General features: G+C 40.9%; 16 protein-coding genes and 1 pseudogene. 4 read left to right on the top strand and 13 right to left on the bottom strand.

Annotated features, from left to right (window positions below; translation table 11 throughout):
- Nucleotides 1-35: 35 nt before the first annotated feature.
- From BQ5903_RS01460 to BQ5903_RS01445, 4 genes are all read right to left on the bottom strand, one after another.
- On the bottom strand, nt 36-1,415 hold the full coding sequence (locus tag BQ5903_RS01460) for an IS4 family transposase (protein ID WP_010499958.1): 1,380 nt from the start codon (nt 1,413-1,415) through the stop codon (nt 36-38).
- Nucleotides 1,416-1,712: 297 nt separating this feature from the next.
- The gene (locus BQ5903_RS01455) at nt 1,713-2,333 is read right to left on the bottom strand and encodes a DUF3862 domain-containing protein (RefSeq protein WP_010495053.1); all 621 of its coding nucleotides are present in this window, start codon (nt 2,331-2,333) and stop codon (nt 1,713-1,715) included.
- A gap of 21 nt (nt 2,334-2,354) precedes the next feature.
- The gene (locus BQ5903_RS01450; RefSeq protein WP_010495055.1) at nt 2,355-4,064 is read right to left on the bottom strand and encodes an ABC-ATPase domain-containing protein; all 1,710 of its coding nucleotides are present in this window, start codon (nt 4,062-4,064) and stop codon (nt 2,355-2,357) included.
- Nucleotides 4,065-4,109: 45 nt separating this feature from the next.
- Complete coding sequence (locus BQ5903_RS01445; RefSeq protein WP_010495057.1) at nt 4,110-4,430, bottom strand: hypothetical protein; 321 nt, start codon at nt 4,428-4,430, stop codon at nt 4,110-4,112.
- Between the two features lie 200 nt (nt 4,431-4,630).
- Here BQ5903_RS01445 and BQ5903_RS01440 point away from each other — a divergent pair, with 200 nt between their 5' ends.
- The gene (locus BQ5903_RS01440) at nt 4,631-4,906 is read left to right on the top strand and encodes a hypothetical protein (protein ID WP_010495059.1); all 276 of its coding nucleotides are present in this window, start codon (nt 4,631-4,633) and stop codon (nt 4,904-4,906) included.
- A 76-nt stretch (nt 4,907-4,982) separates the two neighbouring features.
- On the opposite strand, the gene ltrA is transcribed toward BQ5903_RS01440, so the two are convergent.
- The 8 genes and pseudogenes from ltrA to BQ5903_RS01405 form a co-directional block, all read right to left on the bottom strand.
- Nucleotides 4,983-6,368, bottom strand: coding sequence for a group II intron reverse transcriptase/maturase (gene ltrA, locus BQ5903_RS01435; protein WP_079579635.1), 1,386 nt, complete (start codon nt 6,366-6,368; stop codon nt 4,983-4,985).
- Between the two features lie 476 nt (nt 6,369-6,844).
- Nucleotides 6,845-7,333 (bottom strand): GNAT family N-acetyltransferase, encoded by a 489-nt coding sequence (locus BQ5903_RS01430; protein ID WP_079578529.1) that lies wholly within the window; start codon nt 7,331-7,333, stop codon nt 6,845-6,847.
- A 119-nt stretch (nt 7,334-7,452) separates the two neighbouring features.
- Nucleotides 7,453-8,058, bottom strand: coding sequence for a sugar O-acetyltransferase (locus BQ5903_RS01425; RefSeq protein ID WP_079578527.1), 606 nt, complete (start codon nt 8,056-8,058; stop codon nt 7,453-7,455).
- Nucleotides 8,059-8,084: 26 nt separating this feature from the next.
- Nucleotides 8,085-9,134 (bottom strand): PTS transporter subunit IIC, encoded by a 1,050-nt coding sequence (locus tag BQ5903_RS01420; RefSeq protein ID WP_010495073.1) that lies wholly within the window; start codon nt 9,132-9,134, stop codon nt 8,085-8,087.
- Nucleotides 9,135-9,695: 561 nt separating this feature from the next.
- Nucleotides 9,696-11,363, bottom strand: a complete 1,668-nt coding sequence (locus BQ5903_RS01415; protein WP_079578525.1) for a glycoside hydrolase family 13 protein — start codon at nt 11,361-11,363, stop codon at nt 9,696-9,698.
- Between the two features lie 258 nt (nt 11,364-11,621).
- Nucleotides 11,622-13,496, bottom strand: a pseudogene (locus BQ5903_RS01410) (cation:proton antiporter); the annotation flags it as partial.
- An 18-nt stretch (nt 13,497-13,514) separates the two neighbouring features.
- Nucleotides 13,515-13,721: a hypothetical protein gene (locus tag BQ5903_RS12135; protein WP_231920890.1), complete on the bottom strand. Its 207-nt coding sequence runs from the start codon at nt 13,719-13,721 to the stop codon at nt 13,515-13,517.
- Between the two features lie 77 nt (nt 13,722-13,798).
- Nucleotides 13,799-14,368, bottom strand: a complete 570-nt coding sequence (locus BQ5903_RS01405) for a recombinase family protein (RefSeq protein ID WP_056971420.1) — start codon at nt 14,366-14,368, stop codon at nt 13,799-13,801.
- Between the two features lie 801 nt (nt 14,369-15,169).
- On the opposite strand from BQ5903_RS01405, the gene BQ5903_RS01400 reads away from it, so the two are divergent.
- Genes BQ5903_RS01400 through BQ5903_RS01390 form a run of 3 tightly spaced genes read left to right on the top strand, consistent with a single transcriptional unit; the run spans nt 15,170 to nt 18,147 of the window.
- Nucleotides 15,170-16,192, top strand: a complete 1,023-nt coding sequence (locus tag BQ5903_RS01400) for a branched-chain amino acid aminotransferase (protein ID WP_079578523.1) — start codon at nt 15,170-15,172, stop codon at nt 16,190-16,192.
- A gap of 52 nt (nt 16,193-16,244) precedes the next feature.
- Nucleotides 16,245-17,183: an L-lactate dehydrogenase gene (locus BQ5903_RS01395; protein WP_010495089.1), complete on the top strand. Its 939-nt coding sequence runs from the start codon at nt 16,245-16,247 to the stop codon at nt 17,181-17,183.
- Between the two features lie 49 nt (nt 17,184-17,232).
- Nucleotides 17,233-18,147 (top strand): C40 family peptidase, encoded by a 915-nt coding sequence (locus BQ5903_RS01390; protein WP_079578521.1) that lies wholly within the window; start codon nt 17,233-17,235, stop codon nt 18,145-18,147.
- A gap of 174 nt (nt 18,148-18,321) precedes the next feature.
- On the opposite strand, the gene BQ5903_RS01385 is transcribed toward BQ5903_RS01390, so the two are convergent.
- Complete coding sequence (locus BQ5903_RS01385; protein WP_010495092.1) at nt 18,322-18,822, bottom strand: phosphatidylglycerophosphatase A family protein; 501 nt, start codon at nt 18,820-18,822, stop codon at nt 18,322-18,324.
- Between the last annotated feature and the right edge of the window lie 116 nt (nt 18,823-18,938).

Genomic DNA, 18,938 nt, shown 5'->3' with positions numbered 1-18,938 from the left:
GCCTGTCAGCTCAAGCTATAAATGTCTTTAATTAGTCAACTGACCAGTTCGTTGCTGTGAAAGATTTCTTGCAGATCATTGGGTAAAGAATTGATAAATCGACTGCATAATCCCGTGATAAAAAAATCAGCGGTTTTTTCACAATGTTCTGCTAAAGCAAAAAGCAACTGTTTTACAGCTTGTAAAAGTGGGATGTCCGCGAGAAACTGATTGGCCGCATAGAAAATGCCGCCTAAGGTTTTCGGATCGTTCTCCTGTCGCTGGATCATAGCCAACAGATCGTAAGCTAAAAATGTCAGCGCCACATGGCCGCACAAGCCATCATAACTTTGCGTTTGGGTCTGGTCATACTGCAGGTATTGTTTTAAAGTCTTGAAACCACACTCGATCTGCCATCTCCGGGCATATAATTGAATGACCGCTTCCGGTGTCAGACTAAGTTTAGAAGTTGCCAAAGCAATGTAGTGTCCCTTGTCCGTGCGATTTTGGATAAAGACTATTTTTAAGCGCAGGTGGTCCTCGTTATCGGTCTCAACGACCGTACTGTAGAGATAGTTATCATGGATCCGATATTTTGAACCTTTAAAGCGTTGAAACAGCATTGGAACACTGTAACGGCGCCCGCGATATTTAAAATAAGTTTTTGAAGTGTTTTTTAACCGACCAACAGCAGCGAGACCTAATTCTTGAAATTGCTTGAAAGCTTTGGGATAGGCGTACCAACTGTCAAAGAGGACATAGCTGGCCTTGACCCCGGTTTTTAGAACTTGAGCTACTAATTCAACGGCGACTTCATTCATGTGCCGTTTAGCCTGAGCATAACGTTGGGCCGCTAAGGTCCGCTGATCAGTTGTTTGTGGTTCACGGCCGATCCGATTCTTAGCTTTGTCTGATGACATCAAAGCGAAATTCAGGGGCAGGAAAGTATTGCCGTCACTCCAACCGATCGTCAAGCCGCGAAAACCCTTGACATAGCGCGGCTGTCCTTGCGGTGCAGCATGATCATAAACATTCGCCAATAGTTCAGTCTTTTTTGAATGAGCTCGTTTGAATAAAGTGTCATCAATGATCAAGGCCGCTTTTCGGCGTAAGTCGATAAAAGGACTGAGTTCCGCGATCTGGTTCCGTCCGGCCAAGCTGACCAGCCGCTGCCAGTTGATATGGCGGTCATTTAAAAAGTTGCGGACCGTTTTCTTCGAAAAAGCAGTCGGAGTTGCGGATCGGTTCAAGGTCAAACGTTGGAACAAAGTCAGTAAGATCCAGCTGACAAGTTTGGTCAGTTTGATCCCACGGACACGATAGGCATTGGACTGACGTAATACCTGGGCGAAATCGATCACCTGCAAGAATTTGTGAAAACGTGCCATTAAAGTGGTTTTATTTTGAGTTGATTGTTGTATACTGGAAGTGGACATAAATTACTCTCCTTTATTAGTTTTTGACGACTCAATTATAGGACGCAGAGTAATTTGTGTCTATTTTATTAACAAAAACCCGTGATACAACAAGCAGCACAAGTATTCTTTAACTTTCAACCTTTAGTTAATAATAAAAAGCTTTTACTTCACACACTTATATGCGTTGAAGCAAAAGCTTTTTTAAGTTTATTTGTCAGGTTTTACGAAAAGAGAAAACATTCTGACCTAATTTAGGCCTAGTAGTTCCCATCAAGCCTGTTCAGTATAAATATCTACCCTGCGCTTTGCCTTGTCTTATTGCAAATTATTTTGAGCCTTACCAGCTAACCGGCCGTCCTTAAAAGACAAGGTCATAACCCCTACCTTCTTTTTATTTGCATCAAGCCCTGTATACGTCCACTGTTCATTACTAACACCATAATAGCGCTCGTCAAATGTATAATCATTTGGAGTTCCAATTTTACGGGCCACATCACCTTTCTTCATACCAGGAGCCAATGAATCAAAGTCTTTACGTGTAATTTTCGTGGTTCGATCTCTCTTTAACCCTTTAATTGTTTTGGAAACTGCATGTCCGTCATCAAAATAGATAATAACCTGTGAATTTTGACTTGTATCAGCCACATTCTTCCATAAAGCTATTTCAGTTACGATCCCCTTCTTTTGGACCTTAGTGACAGAAGCGGGTTCCTCACTAAAGAGTTCTTTCACGTCTTGCAGCGAATCACCGTCAGACTGAGACAGCTCGATCGAATTAAAATTTGCCTGTGTCAAATGATTTTTGGAATCATACTGCTGCTTGATCAATATGCCGCCCAAGATCAGTACCAGTAAAGCAAGCCCCGCAATGATCAAATGCAGCCAAAAATTAGTTGTCTTAATTTCGTTTTGGGTCAAATGGTCCTTTTCACTCATAATGATCCCCCATTATTTATCTCACCGAGTTTCTTTTTTTATTACTCTTAACCCACGATACCTATTGACGGCTGCGCATAATTCCTGACGACGCGGTAAAGCTAAATTACCTGCATGACGCTTCGACGATAAAACACGGTCTAAACCCTGTTGTTGAATATCAGCATACAGTTTTTCGGTCATTTCCGCAAACGTTGTCTGATCATCAAAATATTCAGCCTTTAAAATTTGAATCAATGCCACGATCCCACGTGTTTGACTGGTATCTGTCAATTGTTCCAAAGCACTCAGATCTATGTTGCTATGACCGAAGGTGATCTCTTTTTTATTTCTAACTTTAAACCTGTCCTTGCGGCTAATGATCCTGAAATTACTCTTTTTCGGGATCCTTTCGTCCAACGTTCCAAATTTCTGTTCATCAGCTGCACTACGTTCAGATCCTTCCATATCTGCGATCTCATGGGCTCTTTTTGTAACATCCCCTGGCTGGTACTCATTCATCATGATCACGTGATCGGCCATTTCGAAATAATCACCAGAACCGCCTGTAACTAAGATCGTTGAGATACCTAATTGATTATATAAAGCCTTGATCTTATCAACAAAAGGTGTGATCGGCTCCTTATCACTAGCTACCAAGCGTTGCATCCGAGCATCACGGATCATAAAGTTTGTTGCCGAAGTATCTTCATCGATCAGCAGCGTTTTTGTACCGCTTTCCAAGGCCTCGATCACGTTAGCAGCCTGTGAAGTACTGCCGCTGGCATTAACAGTCGAAAACGTTGAAGTATCTCTTCGTCCCGGTATATGGTTGATAAATGGAGTAATATTAACATTTGCAACACTGCGTCCATCTTCGGCTCGCACTTTCATTGCAGTCCTATCAGTCAGAACAAACTCGCGCCCATCACCTTTTATATGGTCATAAACTCCAAAATCTAAGGCTTGCAGCAGGGTCGATTTACCATGATACCCTCCGCCGACGATCAGCGTTATTCCTTGACTAATTCCCATCCCGCTGACCTTTTTACCGTTTTTTAATTCAAAAGTGACTTCCAAGGAACTCGGACTTCTAAAAGGCGTCCCAGTGGTCAAGGGCAGATCAGACGAACCGCTTGCTCTTGGTAAAAGTGAACCATTAGCCACAAAAGCGACTAAGTGACGCCTTTTCATTTGCTCCCTGATTTCCTGTTGCTCTCTAAACAATTTAACTTGCTGCTTAAGTAATTGTTGGTCAATATTAGCGTATAATAATGATTTTTGTACGATCCGCGGTAAAAGATCTTTAAAAATTTTATTAGCATCACGCGCCTTGATACGCCGACCGGCAGCAGGCAAGCCAACCTCAAAGCGAACTTCGATTTGTTGCGCAGAAATAACGAATGCTGTTCTTTCAATAATTTCTTGACCACAGCTATCGATCCGTAACTCGCCGCTATGTCCGGTCCCTCTATTGTTCAACCGGTTTTTGTCCGCTTGCTTGCTGAAATTTCGCTGTAAAAAGTCTGCAACAGCGATTTGCTTGTTCTTAGAATCCAACAGTTCTGCTGGGATCCCAGCTTTTTTTCTGTCGATCAGCAAGTGCATCGTAGACGGTGGGGCAAAAGGGTCTGCCTGAATATGATCGATCACCAACTTATATAATGGAAAACTATACGCACCAACTAAAGACTTATATCCCCCATAACCCTTACCATCAAGGGCTAACAATTTTTTCTCAAAATTTGCCATACGAATTAAAAATACTCCTTTAAAACTAACTAACTTTCTCACACATTACGATAAAACTACGTTCAAATAAAGTTCTCCTTGAATGATACCAACACTCGAACCAGTTTTTGAAGCAAAACCTGCAGGGTCTTTCATTTCGAAATTCTTGACACGGTATATTTTAGTAATTCCTTGTTCATTAGTCACCATCATTCGTTTGCGTTTCACATCTGCAGCAAATTTTTTTGCCTCTTCGATCGTTTCAAAACTGACCAAATATTTTGTATTCAAACTGATCGAAAAATCTTTGATCAGATCTGCACTACGTTTCATTTTTTTGCCGTTATTATCTGTATATTCAAGTGTGACCTGCTCGAATTTTTTCATTTTGTCAGCTCCCTTCAAAATCGCCACTCTATCATAAAAAACATCTCATCTTAGATTTTATAACAAAATTTTATAGTAAACCAATTTTTGAATCATTGAAAAACTGTTTGACTAAGTATTTTTCACCAAATCCTGTATAATAAGAGACATAACTAGCTATTAAAAAAGCCTGTCTTAGTTCAAGCTCAAGGAGGTGCCACATGGAAATTATTGAATATGTCTTTACTAAAGAAGATGTTGAGATCCAGGCCGTTGAACAAAATTCTTGGCAATTTCGTGCCGGCTTCATTTATCCAGTTATCCAAGAAGAGGGTTCAGACGAATTACAAGTTTATTTTCATTTGTTAGAAAGTGATGATACATTACATCAACGGGTCTTGGTAATTGACAAAAGACAATGGCAAAAATGGACTGAAGCAGAAAACAGTATTCACTTACTCCCAGCTGCTGACATGAATGAATTTATGGAAAAGTAATCGGGTAGGAGATAGTTCACACTATCGACCTCCCACACCACCGTACGTACGGAACCGTATACGGCGGTTCAACAACTTAAGCTTTTGCTTGAATAGACTGGTACAGTTTGGACAGATTTATTAGCCCACGCTGTGCCAGTCTTTTATTAGTTATGGTCATCAACAGTGTTTTACTGTGCGCGTTGCGCCAGTATCCCTTACGAGTATTGACGTAGATTTTCGCCTGTTTGGGTGTCAAGCCTAGTTTAATCAATGCTTTATAACGGGTTCCGATATTCTTCCACTGTTTCCAGATATACTGGCGGATGCGCGAGCGCAACCATTTGTCTAGTTGTTGGAGAAAGGTTTTCATCTTCCCAATGGAATAATATTGGATCCAGCCCTGCATTTTCTGCTTAATTTCATGCAGAATCCTATCAAGGCTGACGCCTCGGCTTCTCTTGGTGATTCTTGTCAATTCCTGTTTAATTCTCTGTTTAGGTTTTTGATGAGGACGCGGGTAGGCGCTATTGCGTCCCACACCCAGAGAAAAACCTAGAAACTTCAGTCTTAGTGGAGAACCGACTTGCGTCTTTTCTGCATTCACTTCAACTTTGAGTTCCTTTTCTAAAAACTGGGTGATGCTTTTGAGAACCCGTTCACCCGCACGCTTACTTTTAACATAGATATTACAGTCATCCGCATAGCGTACAAATTTATGTCCTCTTTTGGTCAATTCTTTGTCCAGCTCGTTCAGATAAATATTTGCTAGTAATGGTGAAATATTGCCACCTTGCGGTGTACCTTTAGCGGACTTCTCGAAAAATCGACCATTCATAACACCACTCGTCAAGAACTTACGAATCAAATGCAAGACCCATGGCTCACTAATGTAATTTTCAACAAATTTAATTAGTAAATCATGGTTCACATTGTCAAAATAGGACTTTAAATCAAGGTCGACCACGTAGTGATAACCCTGATTATAATAAGCAACCACCTTTTTCACAGCACTTTGTGCACTGCGGTGTGGTCGAAAACCATAACTATTATCTGAGAATACTTTTTCAAAAATAGGAGACAGTTGCTGTTGTAACGCCTGTTGAACCACACGGTCAACGACCGTTGGGATTCCTAACTGACGTTTCGAACCATCTGGCTTAGGAATCTCAACTCGTTTGACAGGTTGGGGTTCATAGCTTTCGGTTCGCAAGGCCTCGATTAGTTTTACGTTATTCTCTTTCAAGTATGGGCCAAGTTCCTCAACGGACATGCCGTCAATTCCTCCAGCCCCTTTATTACGCTTGACATGGACAAAGGCCCGATTTAAATTATTCCGGTCTAAGACCTTCTCACGTAATAAGCCATTTTGAGTTCTCTTTTCACCAGAAACAACGCTACGCGCTCCTGTTTGCTCTGACCCTTCCAGGGTTACCCTCCGCAGGTAGTCAGCTTTATTTTCTGTTTTCTGCGATTGTCGTATTGTTTCCACCTCCAGGATGAATCAAAATTATTGTTGTTCAGCCCTTCACCATTACTGGCTACTATGGCCTCGGCTGACTTCTGTCATGGACAACTCAACATTACTATTGAGCCTGTTCCTGCCAGAAATAACTTCCAGCTTGAGAGAACTACCATGACAGACCTCCCCGGGTAAGAACAGTAGCTTTCGCATCAAACCGTTGGCTTTACTGTGACGGTTTCGAGTGGTCAGGGACTTCGATTTGTTAGGCAATCTCATCCCACCGTTTCCAGCCTTTTAGCCACTTCTTGTTCATCGATTCGATGTTTCGTCTAGGACTTCCTTCAGATTCTACCTCACGATAGACACCCTTGTCTTCGACTCGTGATACCGGCCACTACGGCTCACAGCGGACTTACACCGCCTAGTTACTGCCCATGCCGGGCGCACCTTAAAAAACAGCTCCTGGAAAAGTTTTTTCCAAGAGCTGTTTTTGTTCACAAAATCCGCGTCATATTATACCAGATCTCACCTGCATGTTGAGAATCAGAAATATCATCGACTTGATAACTATGTTTTTCATAGAAAGGGATCAGTCTTTTTAAACAAGTTAAGGTTATTAACTGTCGTCTCTGCTTTCGGGCAACTACTGCCAGCTGTTCAAGCAGTTGTCCTGCCAGGCCTGATCCTCGTTTATCAGGTGCAACCACTAAACTGAGTATCGTTTGATATTTTGCTGCTTGTAAATTTGGCACTGTTTTTTCAAATAGTTCATCTGAAATATAACGTTCGTGTGACGCTGAACCAACTACATATCCCAGCGGCTGTCGTTGTTCATCATAAGCCACAATGAAGGTGTCAGAAATTGTCTTGATCCTGCCTAACATGCTGTCCTTAGTTGCTGCTTCATCGTTCGAAAAACCTGAATTTTCAATTTCCATAATAACAGACAGATCTTTTTCTTGTGCTGGACCAAACTTGATCATCGCTTTTCCCCTCTCACTACCTGTCAGTCCTAGTTTTGCCAGAGTAACACTTTAGTCACAACATATCCTCTGAAATGCACAAATATGCTGAGAATTCTGAGCCTATATTTTTACCAAAGCTATTTTTTTAATTTAATCTGATCAGCAGCTGTTAGTTTACGCACTACCCGACAAGGATTTCCGACAGCTAAAACGCCAGCTGGAATGTTACGTGTAACTACACTTCCAGAGCCGATCACACTACCTGCCCCGATCGTGACACCGCCATTAACAACAACATTTGAAGCCAACCAGCAATTATCTTCTATCGTAAGAGGCTTCCCATACTCGAATGTCGTTTTCTGTCCGTCGATAACTTGAGTATTACGATCTTGAGCTAACAACCCGTGCAGTGGTGTTGCCAAGGTAACATTTGGACCAAAAAATTCATTATCTCCGATAACAACTGGACAAGTATCTAAGACTGTTAAATTAAAATTGGCATAAAAATTAGTACCAATTTTAGTATTGCACCCATAGTCGAAAAAAATCGGGCCCTGTAAGAAAATATTTTCCCCATGCTCTGGCAGCAATTGATCAACTATTTCCTGTCTTCTTTGAGTCTCATCATCAAACGTATCGTTATATATTTTACATAAGCGGTGTGCCCTGGTCAGTTTCTTTTGCAAATTGAGATCACCAGAGTTATAGATTTTTCCCGCAAGCATCTTTTCTTCATTTGTCATAATTAAATTCCTTTACACTAATTTGATCACATATCTAATTGATAGTCTTCCTCATTGACCAGCGGAATAACAGTCGTGAATACGTACTTGAATAAAAGGGCTAAGAATATCGGGGCAATGATGAAGACCAATAAAGCAACTACAACATTAGTAACACTCCACCCTTCAGCCGCCAAATTAATATGATTCAATGGACCGACTAAGCCGCTGATCCCAAATCCTGCGCTCATCGGTGTCCCTTTAATATTGAAAAAGTATCCTAGCAGACCCAATATTGCAGCATTGGCCGCGATAGGTATGAAAGTTTTGAAATTACGCATAACTATCGGCAAGGCCATTTTAGGAGAACCCATGAACATTGCCAAACTTGTTCCTCTAGAATTGACTTTCCAGCCCATAATTGCATAACCGAAACCAGCTGCGCAGATCCCTAAATTAGCCGCTCCAGATCCTAAGCCAGACAAAGAAACCGCTAATGCGATTCCGACTGTAGTGATCGGCGACAAGATCAATAATGCAAAAACTTCGGCCAATAAAACCGACATCAAAGCCGGTTGCAAGGCAGTCAATTGTTTAACACCAACTCCGATGAAAGCCGTGATCTGGGAAACATAAGGATAGAGCAGCAAACCACTTACTCCAATAATTGCCAGCAACACAGGAGGGATCACAAGCAAACTAAATGACTTTAATTTATCACCGATCAATAAAATCACGCAAGAACCTATTGCTGCAGTGATCATCATATTGATGATGTCACCCGTCCCATTCATGATCATCGTACCATTTTTAAAGAGAACTGACCCGGAAGCTAAATGTGTCGCCAATCCTAGCGAAAAGCTTTCGATCGGGGTAAAACCAAAACGCATGCCGATCGAAATACCACAAACAACACCCATCAGCGAATTAGACATATTCAAAGCATTCAACACAATAGTTAATTGCGGTAAAACTCCGACTAACGCTTTAAACAGTTCCGATAAAAGAGCCCCTGGTATCAAAACAACTACGATCCCAGTCGCTACCCCATTCAAAATATTCATAACAAAAGTTCTTAAATCGACATTCCTGTTCATATAATTTGCCCCTTTCTCAAAATAAAACAACAAAGTTCGACTACTAAAACGGCTATGCCTTCAAGTACGGACAATTCGAGTCAGAATGTTACGGATATGTGCTGCATTAAAAAAGCAGTGCTTTGTGCTAGATCGGACAATACTTTGACGATCTGGTGAACGATCGGCTTCTGCATTCTAGTCGTTAGACAAAAGATCATTCTTGGTCATTGTTTTCATTGACAAAAGAATATGTAAAAAAAGTCGCCCCCGTCACATCTTCATGCAACAGGGACGACTCGTTACTACGACCGCGGTACCACCCAGTTTTGAAAATATCTTCTGATACTCTCACTCTCACAAGCTGATAACGGTTCTTGCACACCCGCACTAAAATCGCCGTATTTCGTAACCATGCCCTGATCGATTCGCAGCAACCACCGACTTCCTGACACCCAGTCATCATCCTACTTGAGTTGGCAATATATAAGTTAGAAAAATATTAACATCTAGTTAGAAATAAGTCAACATAAATTCATAAATATCTAACATTCAGCTCATATTACTTTACGATCGCAGTACTTAAAGCAAATATGCCCGACTTTCATATGGGCGCAATTCGGTCAACTTTCCTGCGGGATAATTAGCTAACAACAACTTGCCCTTTCCTTGATCATAATCACGTTCAACAGTTTCAGTCGTAAAATTGTTGATAACAAGCAGCGTTGTACCTTGAAATTCACGCAAATACGCAAAAACCTGTTCATCTTTAGGATCAAGCAATTGATAACTTCCATATCGGATCACCGCTTCTTGATGTCGCAACTTGATCAGCTTTTGATAATAGTAAAAGACTGAATCTTGCTCTGCTAATTCATCTTTAGCATTAATTTCTCGGTAGTTAGGATTAAGTGCAAACCATGGTTTTGCAGCAGAAAAACCTGCATTTTGCGTATCATCCCATTGCATTGGCGTCCGGGCATTATCCCGTGACATATGTGCCAAGTATTCCAGCATCGTTTGCTCATCAACGATTTTTTCTTTTTCAACATATTCGTGGAAGGCATTCAACGACTCAATATCTTCATACTGCTGCAACTGTGTATAATGTGCATTAGTCATGCCTAATTCTTCACCCTCATAAACATAAGGGGTTCCTTGCAAAAAGTGTAATGTTGTCCCAAGCATTTTAGCCGCCTTGGCGCGATATTTAGAATCATCAGTTGCAAAACGAGAAACGGCCCGAGGCTGATCATGGTTATTCCAATATAAACTATTCCACCCTTTGCCATCTAAGCCTTCCTGCCACCGAGAAAGTGATTTCTTCAATTCACTTAATTTAATAGGTTGATCATTCCATTTACCCAACCGTCGATCGGGATTGACTGCTAAACTAACGTGTTCAAATTGAAAGACCATGTTCAATTCAGTCCCAGCAAGTGAAGTATACTGCTGAGCAAGCTCTGGAGTTACACCAGGCATCTCGCCGACGGTCATAACATCATACTGAGACAAAACTTCACGATTCATTTCCTGCAAGAATTCATTGAGCCGGGGACCATTAGTTGTAAATTTACTACTATCTCCATAAACGGCGCCCTGGGCCAATGGTCCATCAGGTAAACCTGGGACTTTAGAGATCATGTTGATAACATCCATCCGAAATCCATCGATCCCCTTGTCAAGCCAAAAACGCATCAAAGAATAAACTTGTTGGCGTACCTCTTCATTTTCCCAATTCAGATCCGGCTGTTCAGGTGCAAATAGGTGCAAGTAATACTGCCCACGTTCTGGCACATATGTCCAGGCTGAACCATTAAAGGAGGCCCCCCAATTATTTGGTTCATGTCCGTCGACCGGATCGCGCCAAATGTAATAATCCGCGTATGGTCCATCTTGTGACCTCTTACTTTCTTGAAACCATTTATGTTGGTCAGAAGTATGGTTAACGACCAAGTCCATAACCAGCTTCAACCCATTTTCGTGAATTGCCGCTAATAGCTGATCAAAATCAGTCATCGTCCCAAAATCAGGCTGGATTTTTTCATAATCAGCAATATCGTAACCATTATCCACATCAGGAGACTGATAAATCGGATTCAGCCACAAAACATCAACACCTAATTTTTTCAAATAAGGCAACCGTTGTTTGATCCCGTTTAAATCACCGATCCCATCATTATTACTGTCCTGAAAACTGCGAGGATAAATCTGGTAAACCACCGCGTCTTTAAACCAATTTGAACTCAATAAAAAAACCTCCTTGTGCTCTGCACTTAAATTAGCTCACAGACAAAATGTGTCTCTTAAGCCCTACCAAGCAAAATGAAATAGTCTTGCTTATATAGGGTCACTTTATCATAGGAATTATAAATACCACAGCCTTAGAATTTTTTTCTAATGTAACTTTCATATTCCGCTGTGGTCAGGGCCAAAATGCTTTAATTGTTCGTGTTCTGTACAAAAAAAGCCGCCTATCCCATTAAGGAATAAGCAGCTCAAATTGTCTTAGTCACCTTCAACGTCCAAGGTAAGTGCATTTTCTGAATAGTTAATATAGGTTCGTAATTTGGCGGCATTCTTCCGCGTGATCCGCCCAGTTTCAAGCATAGATTGAACTGAAGCACGTTGTGCACCTAAAGCAACTATTTGCAAACGGGACCGTTGTTTTTGATACTCCGTAAATTCAAAATTAGACTTTCCTTTTAAACGTTCGATCCTATTACGATACATGATGACTAAATGATAGATCGTATTTCGGTTGATCTTACTATTATCCACTTTTTCACTAGAAACATAACGTGAAAGAGCCTTGATCGCGGCTTTTGCGGCTTCACGATCAGCCAAACGTGCTTCTTTAACTAAGACCACATCCTCTTGTGCTGAACGTTTCAGACGAAAAAAACGATGAAAGAATCGTTTGGCTTTTCGAAGATCTAAAACAATACTTAATTTGGGCCGTTCTGTCAGCCGGTTCGTATTATTGGTCTCTTGCTCCACTCGATACAATGCATCTTGATAAGTCGTAGCACTGACTTGTTTGTTCTTATACAACCGCTCGATTGCCGCACGTTCGCCAGCAATCGCAACTTGCCGTAATCTTGCCTCTTGTCCAAGCGCTTTTTCTACCTGGTCATCATCCCTGATCTCCATGGAGATCTGCCGCTCTAAATTTTGATAATCAAGCATTAATTCATAAGCTGCACGCTGATTTTTTGGAGTTCTTTTCTCATTCAAGCTTGATATTGCCGTTTGAACAATAATCAAATACGCTTCATTGTCTGTAAGATATTGCGGTAATTCTTCTTCCTCTTCTTGATCTTCTTGAACCTCATCGATCGAACTACCACGAGTTACGATCGGTCCGGCATTTGGTGCTACTAAAGGCAAAGTGATCACTGCTGCCAACAAACTAAAAATCACGACCCCAGAAGCGATAAATAAAACCAGATCTCTTTCAGGAAAAACAGCTCCACTAGGCATTCGCAAAGGTAATGACAAGATACCCGCCATCGTAACGGCACCTCTGACCCCTGACAAACCAGTCAGTAAGGCATAACGAACAGCACCTTTTTTCTTTCCCTTGTTTTTCTTACTTGGAAAGGTCTGATAGACATATGACCAAATAGTACGAATTACTAAAATAATGATCCAAGTTAGAAAAGCAAAACTAACAGCCTGGAGTGTGCTAAATCGATCACCTTCGATCACATTTCTCATAGCCGTGGGCAAGACATTTCCTAGTAACATAAAAACAAAACCATTCAATAAGTAGTTTAAAACATCCCAAGTCGTACTCGAAACAACACGCAATTCAGGACGATATTCGACCGAGCGAGTTTTACCAAATTGGGTAGTGACTCCGGCTGCAACCACCCCGATCACACCAGAAGCATGGAAAACTTCTTCGATCAAGATATAAATCAAAAAGGGGCTGACTAACTGGATCGCCGTGTGGAAAACAACATCGTCGACGCCATTTCTTAACAGTAAGTCTTGGATCGAGTCTAATAAACGCGATAAAACAACACACAAAATGATACCAATAACACCAATATAGATAAAATTACCAGACGCTGCAGCCAAAGAAAAAGTCCCCGTCAATACAGCAGCTAGGGCATATCTAAATGCCACCAAACCAGACGCATCATTGATCAGGCTTTCACCGCTGACTAAGTGTAAAACGGAGTCTGGTAGTTTAGTTCGTTTGGCGATCGATTGAACAGCGATCGGATCTGTTGGCGACAAAATTGCCGCTAACGCAAAAGCTTCAGCCAGCGGGATTTTGGGAACGATCTGGTAAATCAAATAGCCGCCCACAATAGTCGTCAAAAAGACCAGCAAGATCGCGTTTCCCAAGATCGGCACTCGCATCCGCCAAAGTTCTCCCTTAGGAAAACGTCATCCATCAGTATAAAGCAATGGGGCAATAAAAATTAGCAAAAACGAATCCTGACTCAAATTAATTTCAAATTGACCGCTTAGCGAGGTCAGAAGTCCTAATACGATTTGAATCAAGCTCAGCGGTATCGCTGGTAAGTAGTGGCTGATCACATTTGATAGCAGGATCAAAAGCGCCAGCACAATAATTATTTCTATAATATGCACGTATAAAATCACTCTCCCAATATTAGCTCTTAACAACTGCCTTACTATCGAGTTGTGTAGGACAGAAATTTCAATACCTAATCATTTTTTTCGATCTTATTTTTGATCCGCTTAAGCGTTGAAACTGAAAAGCCTGTTTTTTTTGCAACTTGTTGGTAAGTGTATTGTTTCAGTAACATATAAGCATGACGTTTTTCCTTTGTTATCAGGGCGGGCGGTCGACCTTCGTGGTAATTTTGATTCCGCATTTTTGCGCGTTTTTTGCCTGCTATAGAACGTTCTTTGTACTCGATCTCTTCTAAAAGAACGACTTTTTCCAGTGTCTCCAAAATTAATTTACCCGCAGTTGAATCATCAATAGTACCAAGGTCCAAAACATCTATAAAAATTCCACCCCTGACCAGGGATCTGCAAAACTGAGCCAACTGTTTAGGCGACTCAGCAATTCGATCAAGAGTGGTAACAACCAAGACATCATGTGGATTCATTTTTTCTAAAAGATTGACCAATTCAACTCCGCGAGTCGAGATCGCATCAACCCTATCATAAAAAATATTTTCTTTTAAAACACCATGCGCTAGTATTTCTCTTTGCTGCTCAATTTTACTTGGCCCACAAAGTGAAACACGAACGTAACCATATTTCATAGACGTTTCCTCTTCGTCATAAATCTTTTTAAACCTATCAATTACATAAAAATAAAAACTTAAACCGACCTATTAAGTATATTAATTTCAGACTTTATGGTCAAAAAATATGTACTTTATGAGCCAATAAATTGTTTACATAATTTTGAAACAATTTATTTATTCGCTTGTGATTAGTTAGCAAATTTATGTTTAATTCACACCGTGACAGTTATTCTTCATTTAAATTTTCTCAAAATACCCTTTAAAAATCCTTGAGACAATAAAATAGCCTAACCGTGACCTCGGTTAGGCAAGAGAGAGAAATTTATGTGAAAAATATCACCAGATTTAGTATACCACGAATTACAAATTTTGCATACCTTTTATAAAATTTTTGTTTTTATAAGATTCTTAAGCAGGGACTACTTCAAATTTCCCAATTTTTTCAGAAAAAAGTTTGACAATCGTTTGTCGCTGCGTTAAATTAAAAGTTAATTAAACAACGATGAAAAACGCTTTGACGAGGATCGTTACTTTTACAGTAATTCAGAGAGCTTCCGTTTGCTGCAAGGAAGCATTGCTAAACAGTAACCTCTCACCTCTGATGCGGTAAAAGTGATAAAGTAGTTTTTACTGGTTACCCCCCATTATTAGGGAATTTATAATTATTAACCCATAATTGTAACTGAGCTCATCTCAACTTGATGAGAAAAATAGGTGGTACCGTGGAAACGCCCTATAAGGCCAATAGGTCTTATAGGGCGTTTTTTGTCGTTGTTAGTTGATTTTATGTTAAATATCAAAGGAGGACACACGTTTATGAAAGAAAATGCAAAGAATTTGGATTGGAATAACTTGGGGTTTGAATATCACGATCTTCCTTACAGCTTTGAAGCTAAATTCAAAGATGGCAAGTGGCAAAAAGGTCAACTGACCGAAAAATCAACGATCGAACTGTCGGAAGGTGCTGAAGTCCTCCATTATGGTCAAGAAATTTTTGAAGGACTGAAGGCTTACCGACGCAAAGATGGCGAGATCAATCTTTTTCGTCCTGAATTAAACGCAGAACGTTTGGCAAATTCTGCCAAACGGTTGGGAATGGAAGCCTATCCGGTCGATGCCTTCGTAGATTCTATCAAACAGATCGTTAAAGCCAACGAGGACTTTATCCCGCCTTACGAAAGCGGTGGTACTCTTTATATCCGGCCGTTTATGATCGGAACAACGACCGTTGTGGGCGTTCAACCTGCTACAGAGTTTACATACCATGTATATGCAACCCCAGTGGGAGCTTATGTGAACGGCCTGAGCCCTGCTCCATATATGGTCAGCAAATACGACCGTGCAGCCTATGCAGGGACCGGACAAGCTAAAACTTCCGGCAACTATGCAAGCAGTTTGATTGCATCGATCCAAGCACATAAGGAAGGCTTTGCCGATTGTCTCTTCTTAGATCCACGTGAACACAAATATATTGATGAATTTGGCGGTGCTAACTTCTTCGGCATCACTAAAGAAGGCCAGTTTGTAACACCAAAATCAAATTCGATCTTACCATCGATCACGAAACGTTCCTTGTTAGAAGTTGCAAAACGCCAAGGACTCGATCCGATCGAAACACAGATCAAGTTTGCAGACATTGACCAATTTGTTGAAGCTGGTGCAATGGGGACAGCTGCTGTGATCTCTCCAGTAGGTTCGATCACAGACGGAGACAAAAAACATGTCTTTTACGATGAAGAAAAGACTGGACCTGTGACTACCAAGCTTTATAACGAATTGATCGCCATTCAATATGGAGACAGACCGAGTCCAGAAGGTTGGGTCCAAACGATCGAGTAAACGTAGCATTGTGCTTAACAAACAAGTTCATCTTGATTGGAGGTAGAAATTTATGTCAAGAAAAATTGGTGTTATCGGAACTGGAAACGTCGGTGCAGCAGTAGCCCACCATATCGTACTTGAAGGTCTGGCTGACCAATTAGTTTTGATAGATAAAAATAAAGAAAAGGTGACTGCAGATGCAATTGATTTCACTGATGCTTTAGCTAATATTGATCATCATACTGGGATCACGATCAATGATTACTCCCAGTTGGCGGACGCTGACGTCGTCATTTCAGCCGTCGGAAATATCAGATTGCCCAACGAAAGTAAAACAAATGACCGCTTTGCTGAGTTACCGTTTACAAGTTCAGCTGTGCGTGAAGTTGCACCTCAAATCAAAGCTTCTGGCTTTAACGGAGTATTGATCGTGATCACCAATCCGTGTGATGTCATCACTTCTCTTTATCAAAAGTATACTGGACTCCCACAAAATCAAGTTATTGGGACCGGTACTTTACTAGATTCAGCCCGTATGAAACGTGCAGTGGCAAGCCAGCTAAAGATAGATCCACGATCTGTCAGCGGCTATAATTTAGGCGAACACGGAAATTCACAATTTACAGCTTGGTCAACAGTCCGCGCTTTGGGACATCCAATTACAAAAATTGCTGCACAAAAGGGACTTAGCTTGGAAGATATCGATCAAGCGGCGCGTGATGGCGGGTTTACAGTGCTAAAAGGTAAAAAATACACTAACTACGGGATCTCAGCAGCAGCTGTGCATTTGGCAAGAGATATTATCAATAACGCGCATAGCGAATTACCTGTTTCGAATTTTCAGGAAGAATATGCAACTTACTTGTCATATCCGGCAATTATTGGTAAAAACGGTATAGAGGAAAAAATTCAGTTAGACCTAACTGATGAAGAAAAAAGAAAATTACAACTATCGGCAGACTACATTAAACAAAAACTAGCAGAAACACTGGAAAAACAAACTAATTAACAATTTTTTGCAATAGACTGACCTGATAGTTATCTGAAAGGACCATAAAATGGAGAAATTAAGAGTTAAAGTTCCCGTGACAAATCTTTGGCGTTCAAAAGATAAAATACGCCCGATCGACCAAAAAATATTGGCTGGCAATGCTAAAGACTGGTCCACTGAAATGTCAAACCAAGAAACGATTCAATTATGTGATGATAATATGATCGATAGCCAGTTGCTTTTTAATGATAAAGTAATACTGGAAGAGCAAGACGGTCAATGGTCTAAAGTAATTGCCGTGGACCAGCCGACCCATCAAAATAGTAAGGGCTATCCGGGTTGGGTACCAACAGCATCATTAACATCTGCAATTGAAGAACAGGAAAATGCAGTAACAAGCGTGACGATCTGTGTGAAATCAACACCGCTATATGATGAACAGCATTCACCACTTACTGAATTGACACTGGGAACGAAACTTGAAGAATTGACGGCAGATAATTGTAAGGTCAAGGTAGCAACACCATTAGGGATCGGCTTTGTAGACAGAAAAGCCACTCAGATCCCTGAAGAATTGGTCGGTAAAAATGACGGTGAAACGATGGTCAACATCAGTCGACAATTCTTAGGTATGCGCTACATTTGGGGAGGGATCAGTTCTTACGGTTATGACTGTTCTGGTTTAGCTTATGGACTCCATCGAGTAATAGGCGTAACGATCCCGCGGGATGCCGATGACCAACAATTAGGCGGTGCACCGATCGAAGTTGATGCGATCCGACCCGGTGACTTGATTTTCTTTGCCTATGAGCATGGAACTGGCTTTGTCCATCATGTCGGCATGTACATCGGCAATGGTGAAATGATCGAGTCACGTACACCTGGGAAAAAAGTCGATATTGCTAAATTAACTGAACCAAAGTTTGCTGCAGAATACGCTGGTTTCCGCAGATACTGGAACCAGGCTGAAAATAAATTATAGTTAGATGTAGAAACAGTTCGCCTTTTGAACTGTTTTTTTTGCGGTGATTTTATCTAAGTGTGACATTAATTTTACGGCGGCGTATCACGTTTTTCAATTCTACGCTGCCTTTTATCAGCGATACAAAAAAACCAGTACGTCTTCAAAGACCACTGGTATTCCAATTATTTTGTATTAAGCATATTGATGAGCCATCTTAGCCGCGACTGCCGCAACCAACGCGCCGATCAGATCATCAATAAAAGTATTTACTCGACCATCTTTTTGCGTATCCAATTTCTTGATAACACCGTTTTTGACCCGGTCGAGATACCCAAAATTCGTGACTCCGATCGTCCCATAAATATTGGCAATACTTACAGCTAACGATTCATCAACTCCAAAAACCCCAGAGTCATTAGCAACGATGTTTTGCAGTGGTTGTTTTAACTGACCTTCCGTTGCCAAGCGATCAAGCTCCAAAGCCACCATCGCATTATTTAACACTTCACGTTTATGCAAAACTTCATTAGCTGCATCGAGAAATTCTTCCTTTTTCGCCCCAGGATAAAAATCCTTTTGCAAATCAAAAGCTATATCTGCGATCGTCGCCATGGTGATCTCTCTTTTAGCAAGTTCTCCTACCACAAAGTCAAATGCAGCTTTATCTGGATATTTAAAATCTTTTGTTCTCACACTTATTCTCCTTTCGATCTGGGTTTCTGCTTATTTTTTAAAATTAGGTGGAGTTAAAAAACACAGCTCTTTTCAAAATTACTGCTCAGGCCATGTAAATGAACACTACATATTCG

The sequence above is a fragment of the Ligilactobacillus acidipiscis genome (assembly GCF_900116935.1).
Taxonomy (GTDB): Bacteria; Bacillota; Bacilli; order Lactobacillales; family Lactobacillaceae; genus Ligilactobacillus; species Ligilactobacillus acidipiscis.
The sequence above is the reverse complement of the archived record's forward strand: the minus strand, read 5'-3'. Positions and strand labels throughout refer to the sequence as shown.

Coding starts and splice junctions, on each gene's coding strand:
- BQ5903_RS01430 (WP_079578529.1), bottom strand. CDS start 7,333: ATGATCAAGTTTGGTCCAGCACAAGAAAAAGATCTGTCTGTTATTATG.
- BQ5903_RS01460 (WP_010499958.1), bottom strand. CDS start 1,415: ATGTCCACTTCCAGTATACAACAATCAACTCAAAATAAAACCACTTTA.
- BQ5903_RS01445 (WP_010495057.1), bottom strand. CDS start 4,430: ATGAAAAAATTCGAGCAGGTCACACTTGAATATACAGATAATAACGGC.
- BQ5903_RS01390 (WP_079578521.1), top strand. CDS start 17,233: ATGGAGAAATTAAGAGTTAAAGTTCCCGTGACAAATCTTTGGCGTTCA.
- BQ5903_RS01450 (WP_010495055.1), bottom strand. CDS start 4,064: ATGGCAAATTTTGAGAAAAAATTGTTAGCCCTTGATGGTAAGGGTTAT.
- BQ5903_RS01455 (WP_010495053.1), bottom strand. CDS start 2,333: ATGAGTGAAAAGGACCATTTGACCCAAAACGAAATTAAGACAACTAAT.
- BQ5903_RS01405 (WP_056971420.1), bottom strand. CDS start 14,368: ATGAAATATGGTTACGTTCGTGTTTCACTTTGTGGGCCAAGTAAAATT.
- BQ5903_RS01420 (WP_010495073.1), bottom strand. CDS start 9,134: ATGAACAGGAATGTCGATTTAAGAACTTTTGTTATGAATATTTTGAAT.
- BQ5903_RS01425 (WP_079578527.1), bottom strand. CDS start 8,058: ATGACAAATGAAGAAAAGATGCTTGCGGGAAAAATCTATAACTCTGGT.
- BQ5903_RS01395 (WP_010495089.1), top strand. CDS start 16,245: ATGTCAAGAAAAATTGGTGTTATCGGAACTGGAAACGTCGGTGCAGCA.
- BQ5903_RS01400 (WP_079578523.1), top strand. CDS start 15,170: ATGAAAGAAAATGCAAAGAATTTGGATTGGAATAACTTGGGGTTTGAA.
- BQ5903_RS01440 (WP_010495059.1), top strand. CDS start 4,631: ATGGAAATTATTGAATATGTCTTTACTAAAGAAGATGTTGAGATCCAG.